We start from the raw sequence: 16075 nt of genomic DNA, 5'->3' as shown, positions 1-16075 counted from the left end.
CGAAATACGACGAAATATTTATTATTTTATTGCGTTTCGCCCCGAACCATAAGGGTTTGTAATCAAAAGCTACCAATTTGGCCTTTGCTGCGCAAGCCTTGTACCCCATAAAATGCGATTAAACTTCACAATCAGAAAAAACCCAATGCTCCAAAGTGCCCCAAAGAGCGGCCAAAAAACATACCAAGGTTGAGAAATACTCACGACGTCAAAGTTAGCCGCCCCCAAATAACTCGGTGGCGCGCAAACAAGAAATGTAATAAGTAATAGAGGTGATTTTAGCGTAAGCAGCTTTTGCAGGGCATGGTTGACGGTTAGTATAAGAGCAATCCACAAAACCCAGAGCCATAATGGCAGAGTTTCCACACCTTGATAGCTCAGCAGACCGATTTTAACCGCAGCAAATTCAACGCTCATACCTATCACCGAGCCACATAAAGCTAGCACCACATTCAACTGCCTGTTGCTATGTCCCACCACCATCAAGGCGCAGCATAGGAGCATAAACCAAAGCGCTTGGGCCTGAAAAAATAAACCGGCAAACCAAGCGCTTTGAAATAATAACGCGTTAGTAATCCAGTGTTTGAGCACAAACATTCGACTGGTATCTCGGTTTTCTCGCGACTAAATGTACCGCACTGGTTGCCCTACGTTTAAATGCGCCCTCGCAATAGCACAGGTAGAATTGCCACAAGCGGTAAAAACGCTCATCAAAACGGCGACCATCCAGAGACGGCCACGCTTTTTCAAAGCGCACACGCCAATCATAAAGCGTTCTAGCGTAGTGCAAACCAATATCATGCAACTCGTGAACTACCATATCTGTGGAGTTTAAGATTTGTTTACTCATCTCAGTGACGGATGGCAGACAGCCTCCTGGAAAGATGTATTGCTGAATAAAATCAGACTGCTTCAGATAATGTTGGTAACGCTGACACGCAATTGTTATCGCTTGGATGAGCATAGCTCCGGTTGGCTTTAACAGCGCGTTACACTTGGCAAAAAAACCTGATAGATAAGCATGCCCTACCGCCTCGATCATTTCTATCGAAACCAATTTATCATATTGCCCTTGCAGGTCTCGGTAATCTTTTTTCAACAAGGTTATCTTATCTTCAAGCCCTTCTTTTTTGATCAGTTCGCCAACATATGCATGTTGCTCCTCAGAGATTGTGGTGGTTGTCACATGGCAACCGTAGTGCTTCGCAGCGTATACTGCAAAAGCCCCCCAGCCCGTACCGATTTCCACCACGGAATCACTAGCTTGAAGGTCTAAGCGCTGGCAAATCGAAGCAAGTTTATGCTGTTGCGCTTCTTCTAATGTTGCGTCTTTGCTTGGGTACACCGCGCTAGAATACAACATTTCTTCGCTCAAAAAAGCTTCGTATAGATCATTACCCAGATCATAATGCGCAGCAATATTGCGTTTTGACCCTTGTTTGGAGTTTTTATTTTTTAGGTGTTTTATTTTGTGCGCAACACTCGACAGCACCGCAAATTTACGTTCAAAGGCATCAAGCTGGTCTTGGTTCAAGACGAATATTTCTATCAAGGTCGTGAGATCAGTGCAGCTCCAATGTCCCAAAATATATGACTCTCCTGCCCCCACACTGCCGCCCAGTGCAAACAACTTGTACATCTGTGCATTATTGATACGTATTTCTACATTAAGTGCAGAGTCTTGCTCGCCAAAATAGTATTTTTGGTCGCCTTCGATAAGCACCACCGCTCCGGTTTCCAATGTATTCAATGCGCCAAAGACCAGCTTTTTATAAAACTTATCAAATATAGAAAGCGATATTGATGAGGTAATTGTTGTGGTGTTTTCCATCTTATACTCTTCCAGGATGCCCAACAAAAGGCACTCTTTTTAAAAACAACTTTAACGCTTGCCAGTAGATACCTTTCGCTATACTCCAGGTCATCGCAGGAAACTGTTTCAGTAAGCTATGAATATTTTCCTTACTGAGTTCCTGCCTTTTTAGCGCCATTGTGGCATCAAATAGCAATTCGTTACCTTTTCTATTCTCTATGTGGATAAGCGTGCTCTTTCCTGGCGGCTTAACCTTCCAGTGATAGTGCATATCCAAGTTCATAAAAGGTGATACGTGAAAGGCTTTTTTAAAGTTCACTTCTTTATTTAATTCAACTAAATAAAAATGTCGCTCATTCCAAGGGGTGTTGCTTACTTCTGCAATCATATGACTAAACCCAGATTTGTCATCTTGCTCAAAGAAGTAAAAGTTAACTGGACTGAAATAGATCCCTAGGCAGCGCATTTGCGCCATTAAGTACACTTTGGTGTCACCGGAAACGGGCATGCCCAGCTCATTCGACTTAGCGTGCACTCGAGCTAACAAACTGCCGTTTCCTGTTTTCATATAGTCTGATTGGTTAAATTTCAGCAGCTTTGCACCTGAGGTGCCGAATGTGGATGAGATGCAGTTAAGCTCTGTAACTTCATTTAAATCGATCCACATCATATACATAGGATACGAAAAGGCGTGGTTGGCATGCGCATAGCGGCGATGCCTAACCTTTCCGACCAATATTGCACTGTTCAAAATGTGATACCTAATTGCTTAGCAACATCCACCGCACTTTTTACACCGTCCTCATGAAAACCGTTAAACCAATAGGCACCACAGAAGTAGCTGTTTTGTTTGCCATCGATGTCTGATTTACGTTTTTGCGCTTCAATACTGGTGGTGTTAAATACGGGGTGATGATAAACAAATCGACGTATTATTTTATCCTCGGCTATACCCTCATCGTGGTTTAGGGTAACGCAATACTGATGTTTAGCAGTTAATCCTTGTAAGATATTCATCTGGTAGGTCACCACCGCGGCTTTATCAGTGGCCTCGTTTAGTAAGTAGTTCCAGCTTGCCCAGGCTAGCGGCCGCTTAGGGAGCAAGCTTGTATCAGTGTGAAGGACAACTGAATTTGCCGTGTAAGGAATTGCGCCAAGTACCGCTTGTTCGTCTGACGACGGCTCGGCCAATAATGCTAGTGCTTGATCACTGTGACACGCAAATACGACTTTATCAAAACGTTGCTCTGATCCATCTTTAAAAATTAGCGCTACGCCCGTGTCATCACGTTGTACAGCTTCTATTTGTGCATTAAGTACAATGTTATCGCGAAACTTGTCAATCAGCGGCTGAATATACTCTCGCGAGCCGCCTGGGATCACATACCATTGTGGACGATTGGTAACATCCAATAAGCCATGGTTGAAGAAAAAGCGCACGAAGAATTTGGCCTCAAAGTCAAGCATTTCTTTGATGCTGGTGGACCATATCGCAGCCCCCATGGGCAAAATGTAGTGCAGCTTAAAAAATTCGTTAAATTTGTATTCCTGCAGTAGTTTACCAAGGGTTTCAACACCACGATAATCATCACTTTCATGAAGCGCCTTACAGACCTTATTGAATCGCACTATATCTTTAAGCAGCTTCCAAAACTTAGGTCTAAATACGTTACGCTTTTGCGCAAACAAAGTGCGTAAAGAGTGGCCATTATATTCAAACTGAGTTTTGCTGTTGTGAACGCTAAAACTCATCTCAGTTTCTTGGCGGCTAACGCCAATTTCCGCCAATAGCTTTTCAAACTTGGGGTAGGTTCTGTCGTTAAAAACAATAAACCCGGTATCGATGGCAAGTTGCTCGCCTTGATAATCAACATCAATAGTGGCGGTATGACCACCAATATAATCATTTTTTTCAAATACTTTGACATCATGTTGACGACTCAACAGATACGCCGCGGTCATACCTGAAATACCGCTTCCTATTATTGCAATCTTAGCCACGGGCTATCCTTTTAGCGAGAGGCAACCATAATGAAAATGGTAATAACCTAAGAAATTTTAAAAACAAGGTGAACCTTCTGGGGAAATGGACTTCTTTGCTACGCTTGTCGATGCCTTTTGTAATATAAGCCACGGCATCGTCTACGCTCACAATACACGGCATGGGAAAGTCATTTTTGTCGGTCAGGGGCGTTTCCACAAAACCAGGATGTACCAAGGTGACATCAATGCCCTTGAGCGTGGCCGTTAATGTCCTTGCTAGGTAACTTACCGCAGCCTTAGACGCACCATATGCTTCAGCTCGGGGGAGTGGTAAAAAAGCACTGCTTGAGCTGATAATACACAACTGCCCACCATCTTTTATTTTTGGTAACAACACGTCGAGACAATGACCAATCGAAATCAAATTAATGTTCATAATTCTCTCAAACAGGTGGCCGTCGAACTCATTAGGATTATCTATATATTCACAACCTCCGGCATTAAGCACCACTAAATCCAAGTCATCAATGTCGGCAAAATGCTGCTCAATTTGGTCACGCTTGGTGAGGTCAAACGCTTTGGTGTTTGCACCGACCTGCTCAGTTAATTCGTTGAGGATCTCTGTATTACGACCACAGGCAATAACCTCATTACTTTGCTTTGCATAGTATTGGGCTAGCCCTTTACCAATCCCTGAGGTTGCCCCCGTAATTAATACCCTACTCATGCCGTAATCCTTCTATCTAGCAAGCGAATAACGCCTCCTAGCACTGGTATTTGCCGATATAGCATCTGTGCGCTGTCAAAATAGTCACGATGCTGCGCCACTTTGTTGCCGACAAAACTCAAGCGACTGTGTCCATCAACTGAAATTGCCTTACCACCATTGAGCTTAGAGTGTTGGTAAGTCATGGTCCAATAAATGAAGCTTACTTCGTTTAATTCGTAAGCACTGGTTACCATAAACGTGATCTCTGACACGTTTTCGTATAACCCTTTAAAGTATTCGGTCAGAGGGTCAAGCCCGGTAATTGAATGCAGTGGGTCGACAAAGCTGACGTCTTCAGTGTAGATATCAGCCAGTTTACCTAAATTGTGCTTGTCAATTTCGTTGTAAATTGCCACAAATCGCTGAGTTCTGGGATCCATACCTGTTTAAACCTTAAATGCGTCAAGCGCTCTTGCTCTCGCTTCTTTATGATCAACCAGCGCAGCCACATACTTATCACCACCACCAAAAGCATTTAAGTAATCATGGGGAAAGTGAATGTGTTTCGCTGGAACATTTTTTAATTCAGGCACATATGTACGGATAAACGAACCATCAGGATCAAACTTTTCGCTTTGGGTGATGGGGTTAAAGATGCGGAAATACGGTTGTGCATCGCACCCTGTACTGGCAGCCCATTGCCAGCCGCCATTATTACTAGCCAAGTCGCCATCTATCAGCTTAGACATAAAATAGGCTTCACCTTTGCGCCAGTCTATTAACAGGTGCTTAGTTAAAAAGCTCGCTACAATCATTCTCAAGCGATTATGCATCCAGCCTGTTTTATTTAGTTGCCGCATTGCCGCATCTACAATGGGATACCCAGTATTACCTTGGCACCAGCGCTCAAACGCTTGATTATCATCACGCCAGCCTACTGCGTTGTACTTTTCGTTAAAGTTAAAGCCTTTACAGAGTTTGGGAAATGCGACAATTAAGTGCCGATAAAACTCACGCCATATGATCTCATTGACCAGCAAAACTCCGCTTTACTGGGATTTTCTAAAACTTCAGGGTAATGCAATTGAATTTGCGCTATCAGCTGTTTTGGCGATACGACTCCAAGGGCGAGGTAAGGGCTCAAACCAGAAGTACCTTTAATAGCAGGAAAGTCTCTATCTTCTTTGTAGTCCGTAAGCTTATCTTTGATAAAACGATTAACGATAGCCACGATTGCATTGTCGTCTACTGGCCATTTTTCGGATTCCATAGTCGCAGAAAAAAAGTCAGGCTCTGCAAACTCTGCCTGCTTTCTTTTATCTAAAGGCCAACTGGGAAAATGAAAGTGCTGACCTGCAAAGCATTTCAGCCAAGCCTTTTTAAATGGTGTAAACACCTTAAACATTTCACCAGAACCAGTTAACACTGTGCCTGGCTTAGCTATCACATCGCCATCATAAAGCTTAAGCTCTAGGCGCTGACTACAGGCATCGTCCCTTGCAATTTCATTCACTTCATATTCTTTATTGGCATATAGGCGAGTGATACCTTTCTCTTTACAAACATTTTCCAGTAGCGCTGGCAATGTTGCAAAACGGTCTGCTTCAATAATATGCAGTGTAATACCAAATTCATTAAGCTGTTTACCTAACTCAATCAGCCGCCGTTCCAGCAGATCTAGCTGGATGCTGGCAACATTATGTTGCAGCCATTGCGACTTACAATAAAAAAAGAGCGCATCTTGTGCGCCCTCATTTACGGCATCTATTAACGCCTCATTGCCGTAGACCCTTAGATCACGGCGAAACCAAAAAGCAGTTTTCATTATTAAATTCCGAATCTTAAACGCAGCTCGTTAGGATATGGGTCAAAGTACACTTGGCTTTGCAAATATTCTTTAGGATGTACAGTAAGATGATGCTTCAGCAGCGTAAGCGGCACGTACAACGGCACTATGCCTTTGCGATATTGTTCAATTGCACCACACATCTCCTGCTTTTCAACGCTAGATAACTCATTTTTGAAGTATCCTTGTAGGTGCGTCAGTGTATTTGCTTGATTCTTACGGTTAGCCGGTTTACTCAACGCCTTCATTAGGCCGCTGATGTATTTGTTTTTCAATGTTTCAATATCATACTGTTTGCCATCACCAAGTAGCCTTCCTAAGTCTTTGTAGGCTTGATAGTTGTGGCTCATCAGTAAGTACTTATGCTTAGCATGAAAACTCGTTAGCTCATGCAGGCCCACGTCTGGCGACATGGTTAGCTCCTGCCAACTTTTATACACAAACACGCGCATCACGAAATTTTCTCGTAAATGCATGTCGTTTAACCTGCCATTTTCCTCGCAAGGTAGCAGCGGGTTATGTTTCATGATCTGTTCGGCGAATATGCCAATACCTTCGGAAGTGTTACCGGTGCCCGCTTCGTTGTAGACCTTCACTCTTTCCATTCCACAGCTCGGACTTTTGGCACAAAACACGAAGCCTGAAAGTGCATCGGTTTGAGCGGTCGCGACTTTCTCTCCGTATTCTTTTAGTTTAGGCGCAACGTCTTCCTCGCCATCAGGGCGGCTGACCTTGATGACATCTCCAACCCGGATCTGCCTGATGGTTGGTCTTGGAATGGGCATGCCTATTGCCACTTCGGGGCAATATCTTACATACTCAACATGCTCTGCAAATTCATCCATACAAAAGTTCGAACGCTTGTGTCCAGAGTCAAACCTTACTTTGTCTCCAGCAAGACAGGCGCTAATACCAATTTTTATTGGTGAAGAAAATTTCATTCCGCAACTATTCCATTAATAAATTAACTTGCCAATAGGATTCAATAGCTTACTAAGCCCTTTATTGAAGTGTAGCGCACTACTTACCACCGTAAAGCATAAACACCCTTCTTTTGTTCGCGGTGAGTGATTGTGCTGACCATCTTGCCAGATAAAGTCTCCCGGCACGTAGTCGCCCGCTTCATCTGAAAAGTCTCCATCCAGTAGTAGGGTTATTTCAAACCCAGTATGCGTGTGCTCAGGAATTTCGCCGTCCGCCCCTATCTCTAGCAAGCTTGAACGCAAGTCGCCATCTTCAAGCAATAACCTAGCGCGGGAGACCTTACCTACACCCGAGAACTTAGTTCTGTCGATATTCGCGATAGCTCGAGGCAAGGTAACTTCTCGGCCTTGATAGCTAAAAGGCGGCTGCACATATTCTCGCACTTCGTCGATGTCATCATCCGCAGTGATCGCTTGCATCATGTCCATAAAATCCAAATCAAGGGCAGGATCTGTGTCGCCACCGAGCTGTACATGTGCTTGAGATGCTTCAAGTTCCTGTGTTTTTTGTTGGCAGCAAGGGCATAGTTCTACGTGCGCGGCAATAGCTACGCTAATGCTAGCGGGCAGATTACCTTCTACAAATTGCTCTAACAATGAATCATTAGGGTGATGCTTAATCATGCTTGATCTCCCAGCTCTGCGCGTAATTTTTGTAAAGCTAACCTCAATCGAGATTTAACCGTACCAACAGGAATATTTAAGTGTTCTGCCAGCTGTTCTTGCGACATTTCTTGAAAATAAACGCCCTTGACGATGTCGCGTTGCGCTGGCGGAAGCTTGTTGATGTACTTTTGAATTTGTGCCGTTTGTAAGTGGTCTTGAAAGCCATCGTCATCGGCTTGTGAATCTTGAATAATGGGCCAGATATCTTCGCTGATATGCTCTTCTTTATTGCTTTTCATTTTTCTGAGCGCATCAAACGATGCATTTCTCATCACGGTGTAAATCCACGTCGTCGCGGCGCCTTTATCGTAATGATACAAATGCGCTTTTCGCCATACTGAAGTCATGGTGTCTTGTACCAGCTCCATAGCCTGAGCTTCATTGCCAAATTGCTTTACGCCAAAACGTTTGATTTTGGGCGCAAAGTATTCAAACAGGTACGCAAAAGCATTGCGATCCCTGTTTTCAGCGACTTTTACTAGTGCGTCTGACAACGCTTGTGAAGGAGTTTCTTGCACTGTTTTGCGAGTTCCTGAATGAACATTGCAATCGACAGATTGCTGTTGGCCTATCATAGCTCACCTTCCAAATTATACTTATTGACACTCAGTACGCTCGGATTATTTATTTGGATCACTATTTCTCGTCTAATACAGTATGTAAGAACTCTGCTACCTGTTCAAATGTTTGAGCTTGTTTTATTTTTTGTTTTTGTGTCATTGAGATAGGTAAAATTTCAAGCCACCGATAAGCAACCCAAAGTGGTGTCGAAAAGTCTTTGATGCGATACAGGTCGTCTAGTACCGGATTCGCGATAAATACGCTTCTTAGTTTCTCGGTCAAGGCTTCATCGATCAAAGTAAATGCATCCTCTGTACAAAGCCACGGAGGCCCTTTCAGTGGTTCGCATTCACCATACCTCAAACTTTGGTGATCCACTTCAACTTGACTAATTGCTACTCTGTTGATGGCTTCAACATCTATTAACAGCTGACCGTCCTCCCCTTGCGAGAAGTCGACAATTTTTACATGTACTCCTTCATCTGGCACGTTATGGGGCGTGTTATTCGCGTAGGGGCAAAGCACAAAGCCCTGCTCGGTCTTTGCCGCCTCTTTCACCATATATAAATAACGTTGCTCGAAAATTCGCAGGCGGGTAAATCCGCCAGGAAGCAAAAATATCGGCAATGGAAATAAAGCTAGTTTCATAATTCCCGTTCAAATGCTCAAAAACTAACGATAATTACGGCTATGCGATTTATCTGGATCAGTCCATGTGCGTGCGCGGGTGATTTATCTCAACGCGTACTAGTCCCAAAAACATGACTTGGCAATAACATTACTAGCTGAAAACCTCACGTTTTCAGCTTCTAAGCGAGCCTTTTGCTCATCAAACTTAGCGCTGTTTGCTGGAAATGAGATCCGTCTTTGGCTATTGACCACACGATACCAAGGCAAGCTCGACCCTGCGGGTAAATTTTTTAATAATTGACCTACTTTTCGTGCATGTTTAGGGTAGCCCGCAAGCCTTGCTATCTGGCCATATGAAGCGACTTTGCCCTCAGGAATACCACCGATCACCGTAAAAATTTTCTCAGCTAAGTCTTGTTGATTGCTGTTCATATTGTTTATTAAGCTCTTTAAGTTGTTCCCAGAAGTAACGAGCGACAGGGCCATGATGGGAAATATGCAACCGATATGCATGTATTTCTGCTTCAAATTCGTCTTTGCGGTCAATGACCCTAACTCGCTGTAACACACCGGATTCAATTTCATCTCGGCACAGGTTAAGACCAATTAGTGCATACCCCATACCTTGAAGCAAGTATCGTTTGATAGCCAGAGCATCATCTAATTTCATTACGTTGTTACTGTTACGATAAGCGAGGCGCTCACTATCAAAATTAAACTTACTTTCTTTCATCGCCAGCGACGGATAATTTGAAAGCTCACTGAATTTCAATGACGCTGGCATATATCCTGCCAAACAAACAAGCCCTAGCTTCACCCTACCGATGGGCATGGTTTCGAGATCCCCTGTTGAGTGAAATAAGTCAAACCAAGGTCCTATTCCCAAGTTAGCTAACCCTTGCGTCACTTGCTCTAATGCGAAGAAGCGCTTACCACTTGAAATGTTCATTTCTGTGGCAGGGAACTTAACAAAGGCATTACCTAGCACTTCGTCAATCTGGTTCTGGTAGACGATGGGTTCGTAACAAATATTAAAACTAGGTTCATTTCCGGCTGCAAATTCATTCGCGAGTAATGACAAATCTTTATGATGATTCAGTAATTTTTCGGCCTCAAAGTAAAAACGACGACCTTGCTCTGTTAACACATTGCGATATTTCTCACGTTCAAAAAGGGCAAATCCCAAAGTTTGTTCTAACCTTTTAATTGATTGTGAGACCGCTGGCTGAGTTTTATGAAGCTTATTGGCTGCTTCTGTAAGACTAGGTGCTTCAACAACGGTACAAAACGCTGCTAAGTCCGAAATCTTCATAAATAAATCTTATGTTGTAGAGAATGTTTTATAATTTTTATTTTATATGTAATTCCATTATTCTGCACGCAATAAAATTAACGTTGTCATGGAGAACAAAATGTTAAGAGTGTTTTCTGGACTTGTACTGGCTACCCTACTTTTGGGTTGCCAAGAACAAGCAGAGCAAGTTCAAACTGAAGCCCCGAATCGCCCTGTAAAAATTCACACTGTGTCTGATCCCAACAGCAGCACACTGCGCAGCTTTCCTGCAGAAGTCGTTGCAAACCAAGGCTCGTACCTTGCTTTTAGGGTTAATGGCGAACTCATTGAGTTTCCGGTATTAGCTGGTCAAGAAGTACAAAAAGGGCAATTACTCGCCAAACTCGACCCTGAAGACTTCAATCTCCAATATGAACAACGTAAAGCGCAATTTGAATTAGCGAAAGCACAGCTCTCTAGAATTGAGCCATTGTTTGAAAAAGGAATTGCGACAAAAGCCGAGTTTGATAAGGCACTGGCTGATAAACAGGTGGCTGAATCCGCCTTTAAAATTGCTAAAACGAATCTTGAATACGGTGAGTTACGTGCACCGTTTAGTGGCACTGTTGCCAAGGTGTTTGTCAAAAACTACGAAAATGTAGTGGCGAAGCAAAATATCTTGCGCCTAGAGACGCGTGATATGATGGATGTAGTGATCCAGGTTCCTGAGCGGATTGTGGCAAGAGTCGATAAAGATTCAGACTACAAACCTACAGTGGTTTTTGATGGTTACCCCAGCAAGTCGTATCCGTTAACGATCAAGGAATGGGATACCCAAGCAGATCCTGCTACGTTAACGTATAAAGTGGTATTTAGCCTGCCTATTCCGGAAGACTTCAACTTGTTTGCCGGTATGACTGGTCATGTTTATGTCGACCCAAGTAAAATCACCAACCGTGAGAATACGGCTATCATAGTACCAAATCAGGCTGTGTTTTCCGACAAAGAGCAAAGCACCTCAAACAATAGCTATGTGTGGGTTTATCAGCAAGATACGCAAACCGTCAGTAAGCGCAAAGTGACCGTTGGTCAACTAAACCACACTGGCATTGAAGTGCTATCTGGGTTAAAGCCAGGAGAAGAAATAGTTGCCGCTGGCGTACATTACTTACAAGAAGGCGCCAAAGTGAGACCTTGGACGAAAGAAAGAGGTCTGTAATATGAGTTTAGCCAAATGGTCAATTGAAAATAAGGTCATCAGTTGGATGTTTGCCTTGCTCCTGCTTATTGCAGGCGCAGTGTCATATTTAGGCTTAGGTCAACTAGAAGATCCAGAGTTCACCCTAAAAAAAGCCATGGTCGTTACCATGTACCCTGGCGCCTCCCCTCAACAAGTTGAGGAAGAAGTTACCTTTCCGATTGAAAATGCAATTCAGTCATTGCCTTATGTAGATTATGTGACATCCATTTCCTCACCAGGTAAGTCTCAGATCACCGTAGAAATGAAGAGCAAATACCGAAAGAAGGATTTGCAGCAAATTTGGGATGAACTGCGTCGTAAGGTCAATGATTTATCACCCAAATTACCGCCTGGAGTAATGGCTCCAAGTGTTATAGATGACTTTGCTGACGTATATGGTGAACTTTATGCCATTACCGGTGAAGGTTACTCATATGATGAGTTAAAAGACTATGTCGACTTTCTAAAACGCGAGCTGGTCTTGGTTGAAGGGGTGAGTAAAGTCACGGTTGCAGGAGAGCAACAAGCACAAGTTATTGTTGAGATATCCACGCAAAAGCTGTCGCAACTAGGTATTGCACCCAGCTATATCTTTTCGTTATTACAAGCGCAAAACACCGTTTCAAACGCAGGTAAGATCCGCGTTGGCGATGAGTCTATCCGCCTCCACCCAACGGGTGAATTCAGCGATGTCTCTGAACTTGAAGGGTTGTTAATCTCAAAACCCGGTGCCAAAGAACTTATCTATCTGGGTGATGTAGCTACAGTAACTCGTGAATACGCCGAAGTGCCAAATCATATTACTCGCTTTGCGCAAAAGCGCGCGTTACTGGTTGGGGTTTCATTTACCTCTGGAGTAAACGTTGTAGAAGTCGGTAAAGAGATCGGTCGTCATTTGGCCCAGCTCGAGTACCAACGCCCTTATGGGATTGAGATCAATACCGTCTATAACCAACCTACAGAAGTAGAAACCTCTGTTGATGGCTTTATCATCAGCCTATTAGAAGCTGTTGCTATTGTTATCATCGTTCTGCTGATTTTTATGGGGGTAAAAAGTGGTATTTTAATCGGCGGTATCTTACTTATTACGGTACTTGGCACCTTTATCTTTATGAAAATATTCGCCATTGATTTACAAAGAATATCACTTGGCGCACTGATTATTGCCCTAGGTATGTTGGTGGATAACGCCATTGTGGTCACCGAAGGGATTTTAATCAATATAAAGCGGGGTCAATCTAAATTAAAGGCTGCTGTTAATATTGTTGAACAGACTAAGTGGCCACTGCTCGGCGCTACAGTAATTGGTATTACCGCTTTTGCACCTATCGGACTAAGCTCCGATGCCAGTGGTGAGTTTGCAGGCTCGCTATTTTGGGTGTTACTCATTTCGTTGCTACTAAGTTGGGTTACCGCAATCACTCTAACACCATTTTTTGCTAACATGATGTTCAAGGGGCCAAAAGCGACGACAAATGATAGCGACTCTGAAGACGACGACCCTTACAAAGGAGTCATCTTCACCGTGTATAAGTCCATGCTCACGTTCTGCCTAAAGCATCGTGCAATCACCATTATTTCGATGATTTTACTCCTTATTGCCGCTATTGTTGGTTTTAAGTCGGTCAAACAATCATTCTTTCCAGCGTCGAATACACCGATGTTTTATGTTGATTATTGGCACTATCAAGGAGCTGACATTCGTAGTACCGCGAAAAATGTTGAGAAGATTGAGTCCTTCCTACTTGCCGATCCGCTTGTCAACGAGGTGACAACCACGATAGGCCAAGGCGCGCCGCGTTTTATGCTTACTTACTCTCCAGAAAAGCAATATGATGCCTACGGACAATTAATTGTTAGGGTGGAAAACAGAGAAGCGGTGGTGACCATGATAGCGAAACTACGTGAATATGAGCGTGAAAATGAGCTAGATGGCCGCCTTAAGATTAAACGCATGGAAATTGGCCCATCAACCGATGCGAAAATTGAAGCCCGCTTTTCAGGACCCGATCCAGTGGTGCTAAGAAAGTTGGCGGAAGAAGCAAAAGACATCATTAGACAAGATGACAAAGCGTTTAACATCCGCGATAACTGGCGTCAAAGAACTAAGTTGATCCGCCCCCAATTCAATGAATTAAAGGCCAGACGCTTAGGGATCAGTAAATCTGATCTAGACCAACTATTACTCACTTCGGTGTCGGGTAATAAAGTCGGTTTATATCGAGATGGAACACAACTTTTGCCAATTATTGCTCGATCTCCTGAGGAAGAAAGGCTAAACGTTGAGAATCTTGGCGACTTGCAAATATTCAGCCCAGTATTGAATGTTTACGTGCCTGTATCGCAAATTGTTGATGATTTTAGCGTGACATGGGAAGACAGCCTCATCATGCGCCGTGACCGTAAACGCACTATCACCGTAATGGCTGACCATGACGTAATAGGCGATGAAACTCCGGCGAAACTATTTGCAAGAGTGAAAGCAGATATTGAAGCCATCGAGTTACCGCAGGGTTATGAAATGCAGTGGGGTGGTGAATATGAATCATCCAGCAAAGCCAAAAAAGCCATATTTGGGTCCCTTCCAATTGGCTATTTAGCGATGTTTATGATCACTGTGTTGCTATTTAACTCTGTGAAAAAGCCACTGGTTATTTGGTCTACTGTGCCGCTTGCCATTATTGGTGTTACGGCTGGACTGGTATTGCTGCAAGCCCCATTCAGCTTTATGGCACTACTTGGCTTGTTAAGCTTATCAGGCATGTTAATCAAAAATGGCATTGTATTGATGGATCAAATTAATATTGAAATTGACTCGGGTAAATCTCCGTATCAGGCTGTTTTTGATTCTGGGGTAAGCCGTGTAAGGCCAGTTTCAATGGCTGCGATCACCACAATACTTGGTATGATCCCACTATTGTTTGATGTGTTCTTCCAGTCAATGGCCGTTACCATTATGTTTGGCCTTGGGTTCGCGACTATACTGACTTTGATTGTACTACCTGTGCTTCACTGTGTGTATTTTGGGATCAAACAACCGCAAGACTAACCATTCTGAACTAACAAAAAGCCCCTTGATATTGTCAAGGGGCTTTACACTTCATTTCACTATTTTTGGGATAAGCAGCATTTAACCTATTTTTTCTAGCCCTAAAAAGTGAATTTAATCGACTTAACCTAAACTCAAAAGCGCAAAGTCACGTCACGCTAGGCAAAAATTTTGCTATTTAACCTGAACTCGGGATAAGAAGTTAGTCAGTCCTTTAAATTGATCAGAGAAATAATTCAATTGGTATAAATATAAGGCAAATTAAGCACTGTAGTAGGGATAACAGTTGCTATATAACAAGTTGTTATCCCAAATTTAAGTTACTTAGCGCTGTTACCTTTATTTAAAGATAATGTGCCTTTTACTCTTTTAGCTGGCTTGGTACTCGGTTTTGCTGAGGGTTTGCGACCGTTTTGTTTAAAAGGCTTGTCACTCGCTTGCCCCCTTCCCGTCCGCTTCGAACTATCGCGTTGATTGTCGTCTCGAACTTTATTTTTGTCTTTGTGCGAGCGCGGTGGCTGTTTAGTTTTATCAGCCGTGTCTCTTACTTTTTTGGGCTTTTCAGCTGGTTTAGCAGCGCCTGCACCGGCTGATGCCTCTTGGGTTTTACTTGAAGATTCGGTAGCTTGGTTTATTGCTTTCATTTCCCGATCAGAGAGATGACGCCATTGACCTGAGTTAAGACCCGTCAGATCAATATTCATGATACGAACGCGTTTTAGGTTGGTTACTTCAAAGCCTAAATACTCACACATTCTGCGAATTTGGCGGTTCAAGCCCTGAGTTAACACAATCGTAAACGATTTGCTGCCTGTTTTGCGTACTTTGCAGGGCTTAGTTACCGTACCAAGAATTGGAATACCTGACGACATCCGTTTAACAAACCTTTCGTCTATCGGTTTATCTACCACCACTTCATATTCTTTTTCATGGTTGTTACCAGCACGCAAAATTTTATTGACCATATCCCCTTGATTGGTGAGAAAAATCAACCCCTCAGAAGGCCTATCCAAGCGACCGATCGGAAAAATACGTTCTGGATAGTTTATTGCGCTGACGATGTTGCTTTTAATTTTACGTTCTGTGGTACAAGTAACGCCGACTGGTTTATTATAGGCGATAAAAACAGACTTTGGTTTCGCTTTCAGTGGCTTATTATCAATGATAATGGTATCGGCGTCCGACACTTTAGTGCCCATCTCTGGTAGGATCCCGTTTACTTTTACTCGCCCAGATGCAATTAAGTCATCTGCTTCTCGGCGGCTACAGAATCCGGTTTCACTGATATATTTATTGAGGCGCTTTTGCTCTGTCACGATAGA

General features: G+C 43.3%; 15 protein-coding genes and 1 pseudogene. 2 read left to right on the top strand and 14 right to left on the bottom strand.

From position 1 onward, the window contains the following. Window positions 1-69: 69 nt before the first annotated feature. The 13 genes and pseudogenes from CEX98_RS05900 to CEX98_RS05840 all read right to left on the bottom strand — a co-directional run bounded on the left by CEX98_RS05900 (window position 70) and on the right by CEX98_RS05840 (window position 10503). Window positions 70-597, bottom strand: a complete 528-nt coding sequence (locus tag CEX98_RS05900; protein ID WP_099641184.1) for a DUF2878 domain-containing protein — start codon at window positions 595-597, stop codon at window positions 70-72. Continuing rightward, the gene (locus tag CEX98_RS05895) at window positions 569-1831 is read right to left on the bottom strand and encodes an SAM-dependent methyltransferase (protein ID WP_099641183.1); all 1263 of its coding nucleotides are present in this window, start codon (window positions 1829-1831) and stop codon (window positions 569-571) included. Before CEX98_RS05895 ends, CEX98_RS05900 begins: the two co-directional genes overlap by 29 nt. Before the next feature lies 1 nt (window position 1832). Then, window positions 1833-2564 (bottom strand): DUF1365 domain-containing protein, encoded by a 732-nt coding sequence (locus tag CEX98_RS05890; protein WP_099641182.1) that lies wholly within the window; start codon window positions 2562-2564, stop codon window positions 1833-1835. Further along, on the bottom strand, window positions 2561-3814 hold the full coding sequence (locus CEX98_RS05885; RefSeq protein ID WP_099641181.1) for an NAD(P)/FAD-dependent oxidoreductase: 1254 nt from the start codon (window positions 3812-3814) through the stop codon (window positions 2561-2563). The genes CEX98_RS05890 and CEX98_RS05885 overlap by 4 nt, the downstream gene beginning before the upstream one ends. Next, entirely contained in the window at window positions 3807-4523 is a 717-nt protein-coding gene (locus CEX98_RS05880) for an SDR family NAD(P)-dependent oxidoreductase (protein ID WP_099641180.1), read from the bottom strand. The genes CEX98_RS05885 and CEX98_RS05880 overlap by 8 nt, the downstream gene beginning before the upstream one ends. Further along, the gene (locus CEX98_RS05875) at window positions 4520-4945 is read right to left on the bottom strand and encodes a nuclear transport factor 2 family protein (RefSeq protein WP_099641179.1); all 426 of its coding nucleotides are present in this window, start codon (window positions 4943-4945) and stop codon (window positions 4520-4522) included. Before CEX98_RS05875 ends, CEX98_RS05880 begins: the two co-directional genes overlap by 4 nt. 6 nt (window positions 4946-4951) lie before the next feature. Next, window positions 4952-6330 (bottom strand): annotated as a pseudogene (phrB, locus tag CEX98_RS05870) (deoxyribodipyrimidine photo-lyase). Between the two features lie 2 nt (window positions 6331-6332). Further along, complete coding sequence (locus tag CEX98_RS05865; protein WP_099641178.1) at window positions 6333-7292, bottom strand: YbgA family protein; 960 nt, start codon at window positions 7290-7292, stop codon at window positions 6333-6335. Window positions 7293-7307: 15 nt separating this feature from the next. Continuing rightward, complete coding sequence (locus tag CEX98_RS05860; RefSeq protein WP_099641177.1) at window positions 7308-7958, bottom strand: ChrR family anti-sigma-E factor; 651 nt, start codon at window positions 7956-7958, stop codon at window positions 7308-7310. Next, window positions 7955-8575, bottom strand: coding sequence for a sigma-70 family RNA polymerase sigma factor (locus CEX98_RS05855; RefSeq protein ID WP_099641176.1), 621 nt, complete (start codon window positions 8573-8575; stop codon window positions 7955-7957). The genes CEX98_RS05860 and CEX98_RS05855 overlap by 4 nt, the downstream gene beginning before the upstream one ends. Before the next feature lie 61 nt (window positions 8576-8636). Continuing rightward, window positions 8637-9209 (bottom strand): LON peptidase substrate-binding domain-containing protein, encoded by a 573-nt coding sequence (locus tag CEX98_RS05850; RefSeq protein WP_099641175.1) that lies wholly within the window; start codon window positions 9207-9209, stop codon window positions 8637-8639. A gap of 99 nt (window positions 9210-9308) precedes the next feature. Then, entirely contained in the window at window positions 9309-9623 is a 315-nt protein-coding gene (locus CEX98_RS05845; protein WP_099641174.1) for an MGMT family protein, read from the bottom strand. Continuing rightward, window positions 9595-10503 (bottom strand): LysR family transcriptional regulator, encoded by a 909-nt coding sequence (locus tag CEX98_RS05840; RefSeq protein ID WP_099641173.1) that lies wholly within the window; start codon window positions 10501-10503, stop codon window positions 9595-9597. Before CEX98_RS05840 ends, CEX98_RS05845 begins: the two co-directional genes overlap by 29 nt. A 100-nt stretch (window positions 10504-10603) precedes the next feature. On the opposite strand from CEX98_RS05840, the gene CEX98_RS05835 reads away from it, so the two are divergent. Then, window positions 10604-11683: an efflux RND transporter periplasmic adaptor subunit gene (locus tag CEX98_RS05835; RefSeq protein ID WP_099641172.1), complete on the top strand. Its 1080-nt coding sequence runs from the start codon at window positions 10604-10606 to the stop codon at window positions 11681-11683. 1 nt (window position 11684) lies between these two features. After that, the gene (locus CEX98_RS05830) at window positions 11685-14753 is read left to right on the top strand and encodes an efflux RND transporter permease subunit (protein ID WP_099641171.1); all 3069 of its coding nucleotides are present in this window, start codon (window positions 11685-11687) and stop codon (window positions 14751-14753) included. Between the two features lie 320 nt (window positions 14754-15073). Here the strand turns inward: CEX98_RS05830 and rluF are convergent, their stop codons facing one another. Next, window positions 15074-16069, bottom strand: a complete 996-nt coding sequence (gene rluF, locus CEX98_RS05825; RefSeq protein WP_099641170.1) for a 23S rRNA pseudouridine(2604) synthase RluF — start codon at window positions 16067-16069, stop codon at window positions 15074-15076. Between the last annotated feature and the right edge of the window lie 6 nt (window positions 16070-16075).

The sequence above is a fragment of the Pseudoalteromonas piscicida genome (genome assembly GCF_002744175.1).
Lineage (GTDB): Bacteria > Pseudomonadota > Gammaproteobacteria > Enterobacterales > Alteromonadaceae > Pseudoalteromonas > Pseudoalteromonas piscicida_B.
This window is presented reverse-complemented; position numbering and strand designations above follow the sequence as displayed.

What these genes read in the sequence shown, in the direction of transcription:
- CEX98_RS05900 (WP_099641184.1), bottom strand. Translation starts at nt 597, where the DNA reads ATGTTTGTGCTCAAACACTGGATTACTAACGCGTTATTATTTCAAAGC.
- CEX98_RS05895 (WP_099641183.1), bottom strand. Translation starts at nt 1,831, where the DNA reads ATGGAAAACACCACAACAATTACCTCATCAATATCGCTTTCTATATTT.
- CEX98_RS05880 (WP_099641180.1), bottom strand. Translation starts at nt 4,523, where the DNA reads ATGAGTAGGGTATTAATTACGGGGGCAACCTCAGGGATTGGTAAAGGG.
- CEX98_RS05875 (WP_099641179.1), bottom strand. Translation starts at nt 4,945, where the DNA reads ATGGATCCCAGAACTCAGCGATTTGTGGCAATTTACAACGAAATTGAC.
- CEX98_RS05865 (WP_099641178.1), bottom strand. Translation starts at nt 7,292, where the DNA reads ATGAAATTTTCTTCACCAATAAAAATTGGTATTAGCGCCTGTCTTGCT.
- CEX98_RS05860 (WP_099641177.1), bottom strand. Translation starts at nt 7,958, where the DNA reads ATGATTAAGCATCACCCTAATGATTCATTGTTAGAGCAATTTGTAGAA.
- CEX98_RS05855 (WP_099641176.1), bottom strand. Translation starts at nt 8,575, where the DNA reads ATGATAGGCCAACAGCAATCTGTCGATTGCAATGTTCATTCAGGAACT.
- CEX98_RS05850 (WP_099641175.1), bottom strand. Translation starts at nt 9,209, where the DNA reads ATGAAACTAGCTTTATTTCCATTGCCGATATTTTTGCTTCCTGGCGGA.
- CEX98_RS05845 (WP_099641174.1), bottom strand. Translation starts at nt 9,623, where the DNA reads ATGAACAGCAATCAACAAGACTTAGCTGAGAAAATTTTTACGGTGATC.
- CEX98_RS05840 (WP_099641173.1), bottom strand. Translation starts at nt 10,503, where the DNA reads ATGAAGATTTCGGACTTAGCAGCGTTTTGTACCGTTGTTGAAGCACCT.
- CEX98_RS05835 (WP_099641172.1), top strand. Translation starts at nt 10,604, where the DNA reads ATGTTAAGAGTGTTTTCTGGACTTGTACTGGCTACCCTACTTTTGGGT.
- CEX98_RS05830 (WP_099641171.1), top strand. Translation starts at nt 11,685, where the DNA reads ATGAGTTTAGCCAAATGGTCAATTGAAAATAAGGTCATCAGTTGGATG.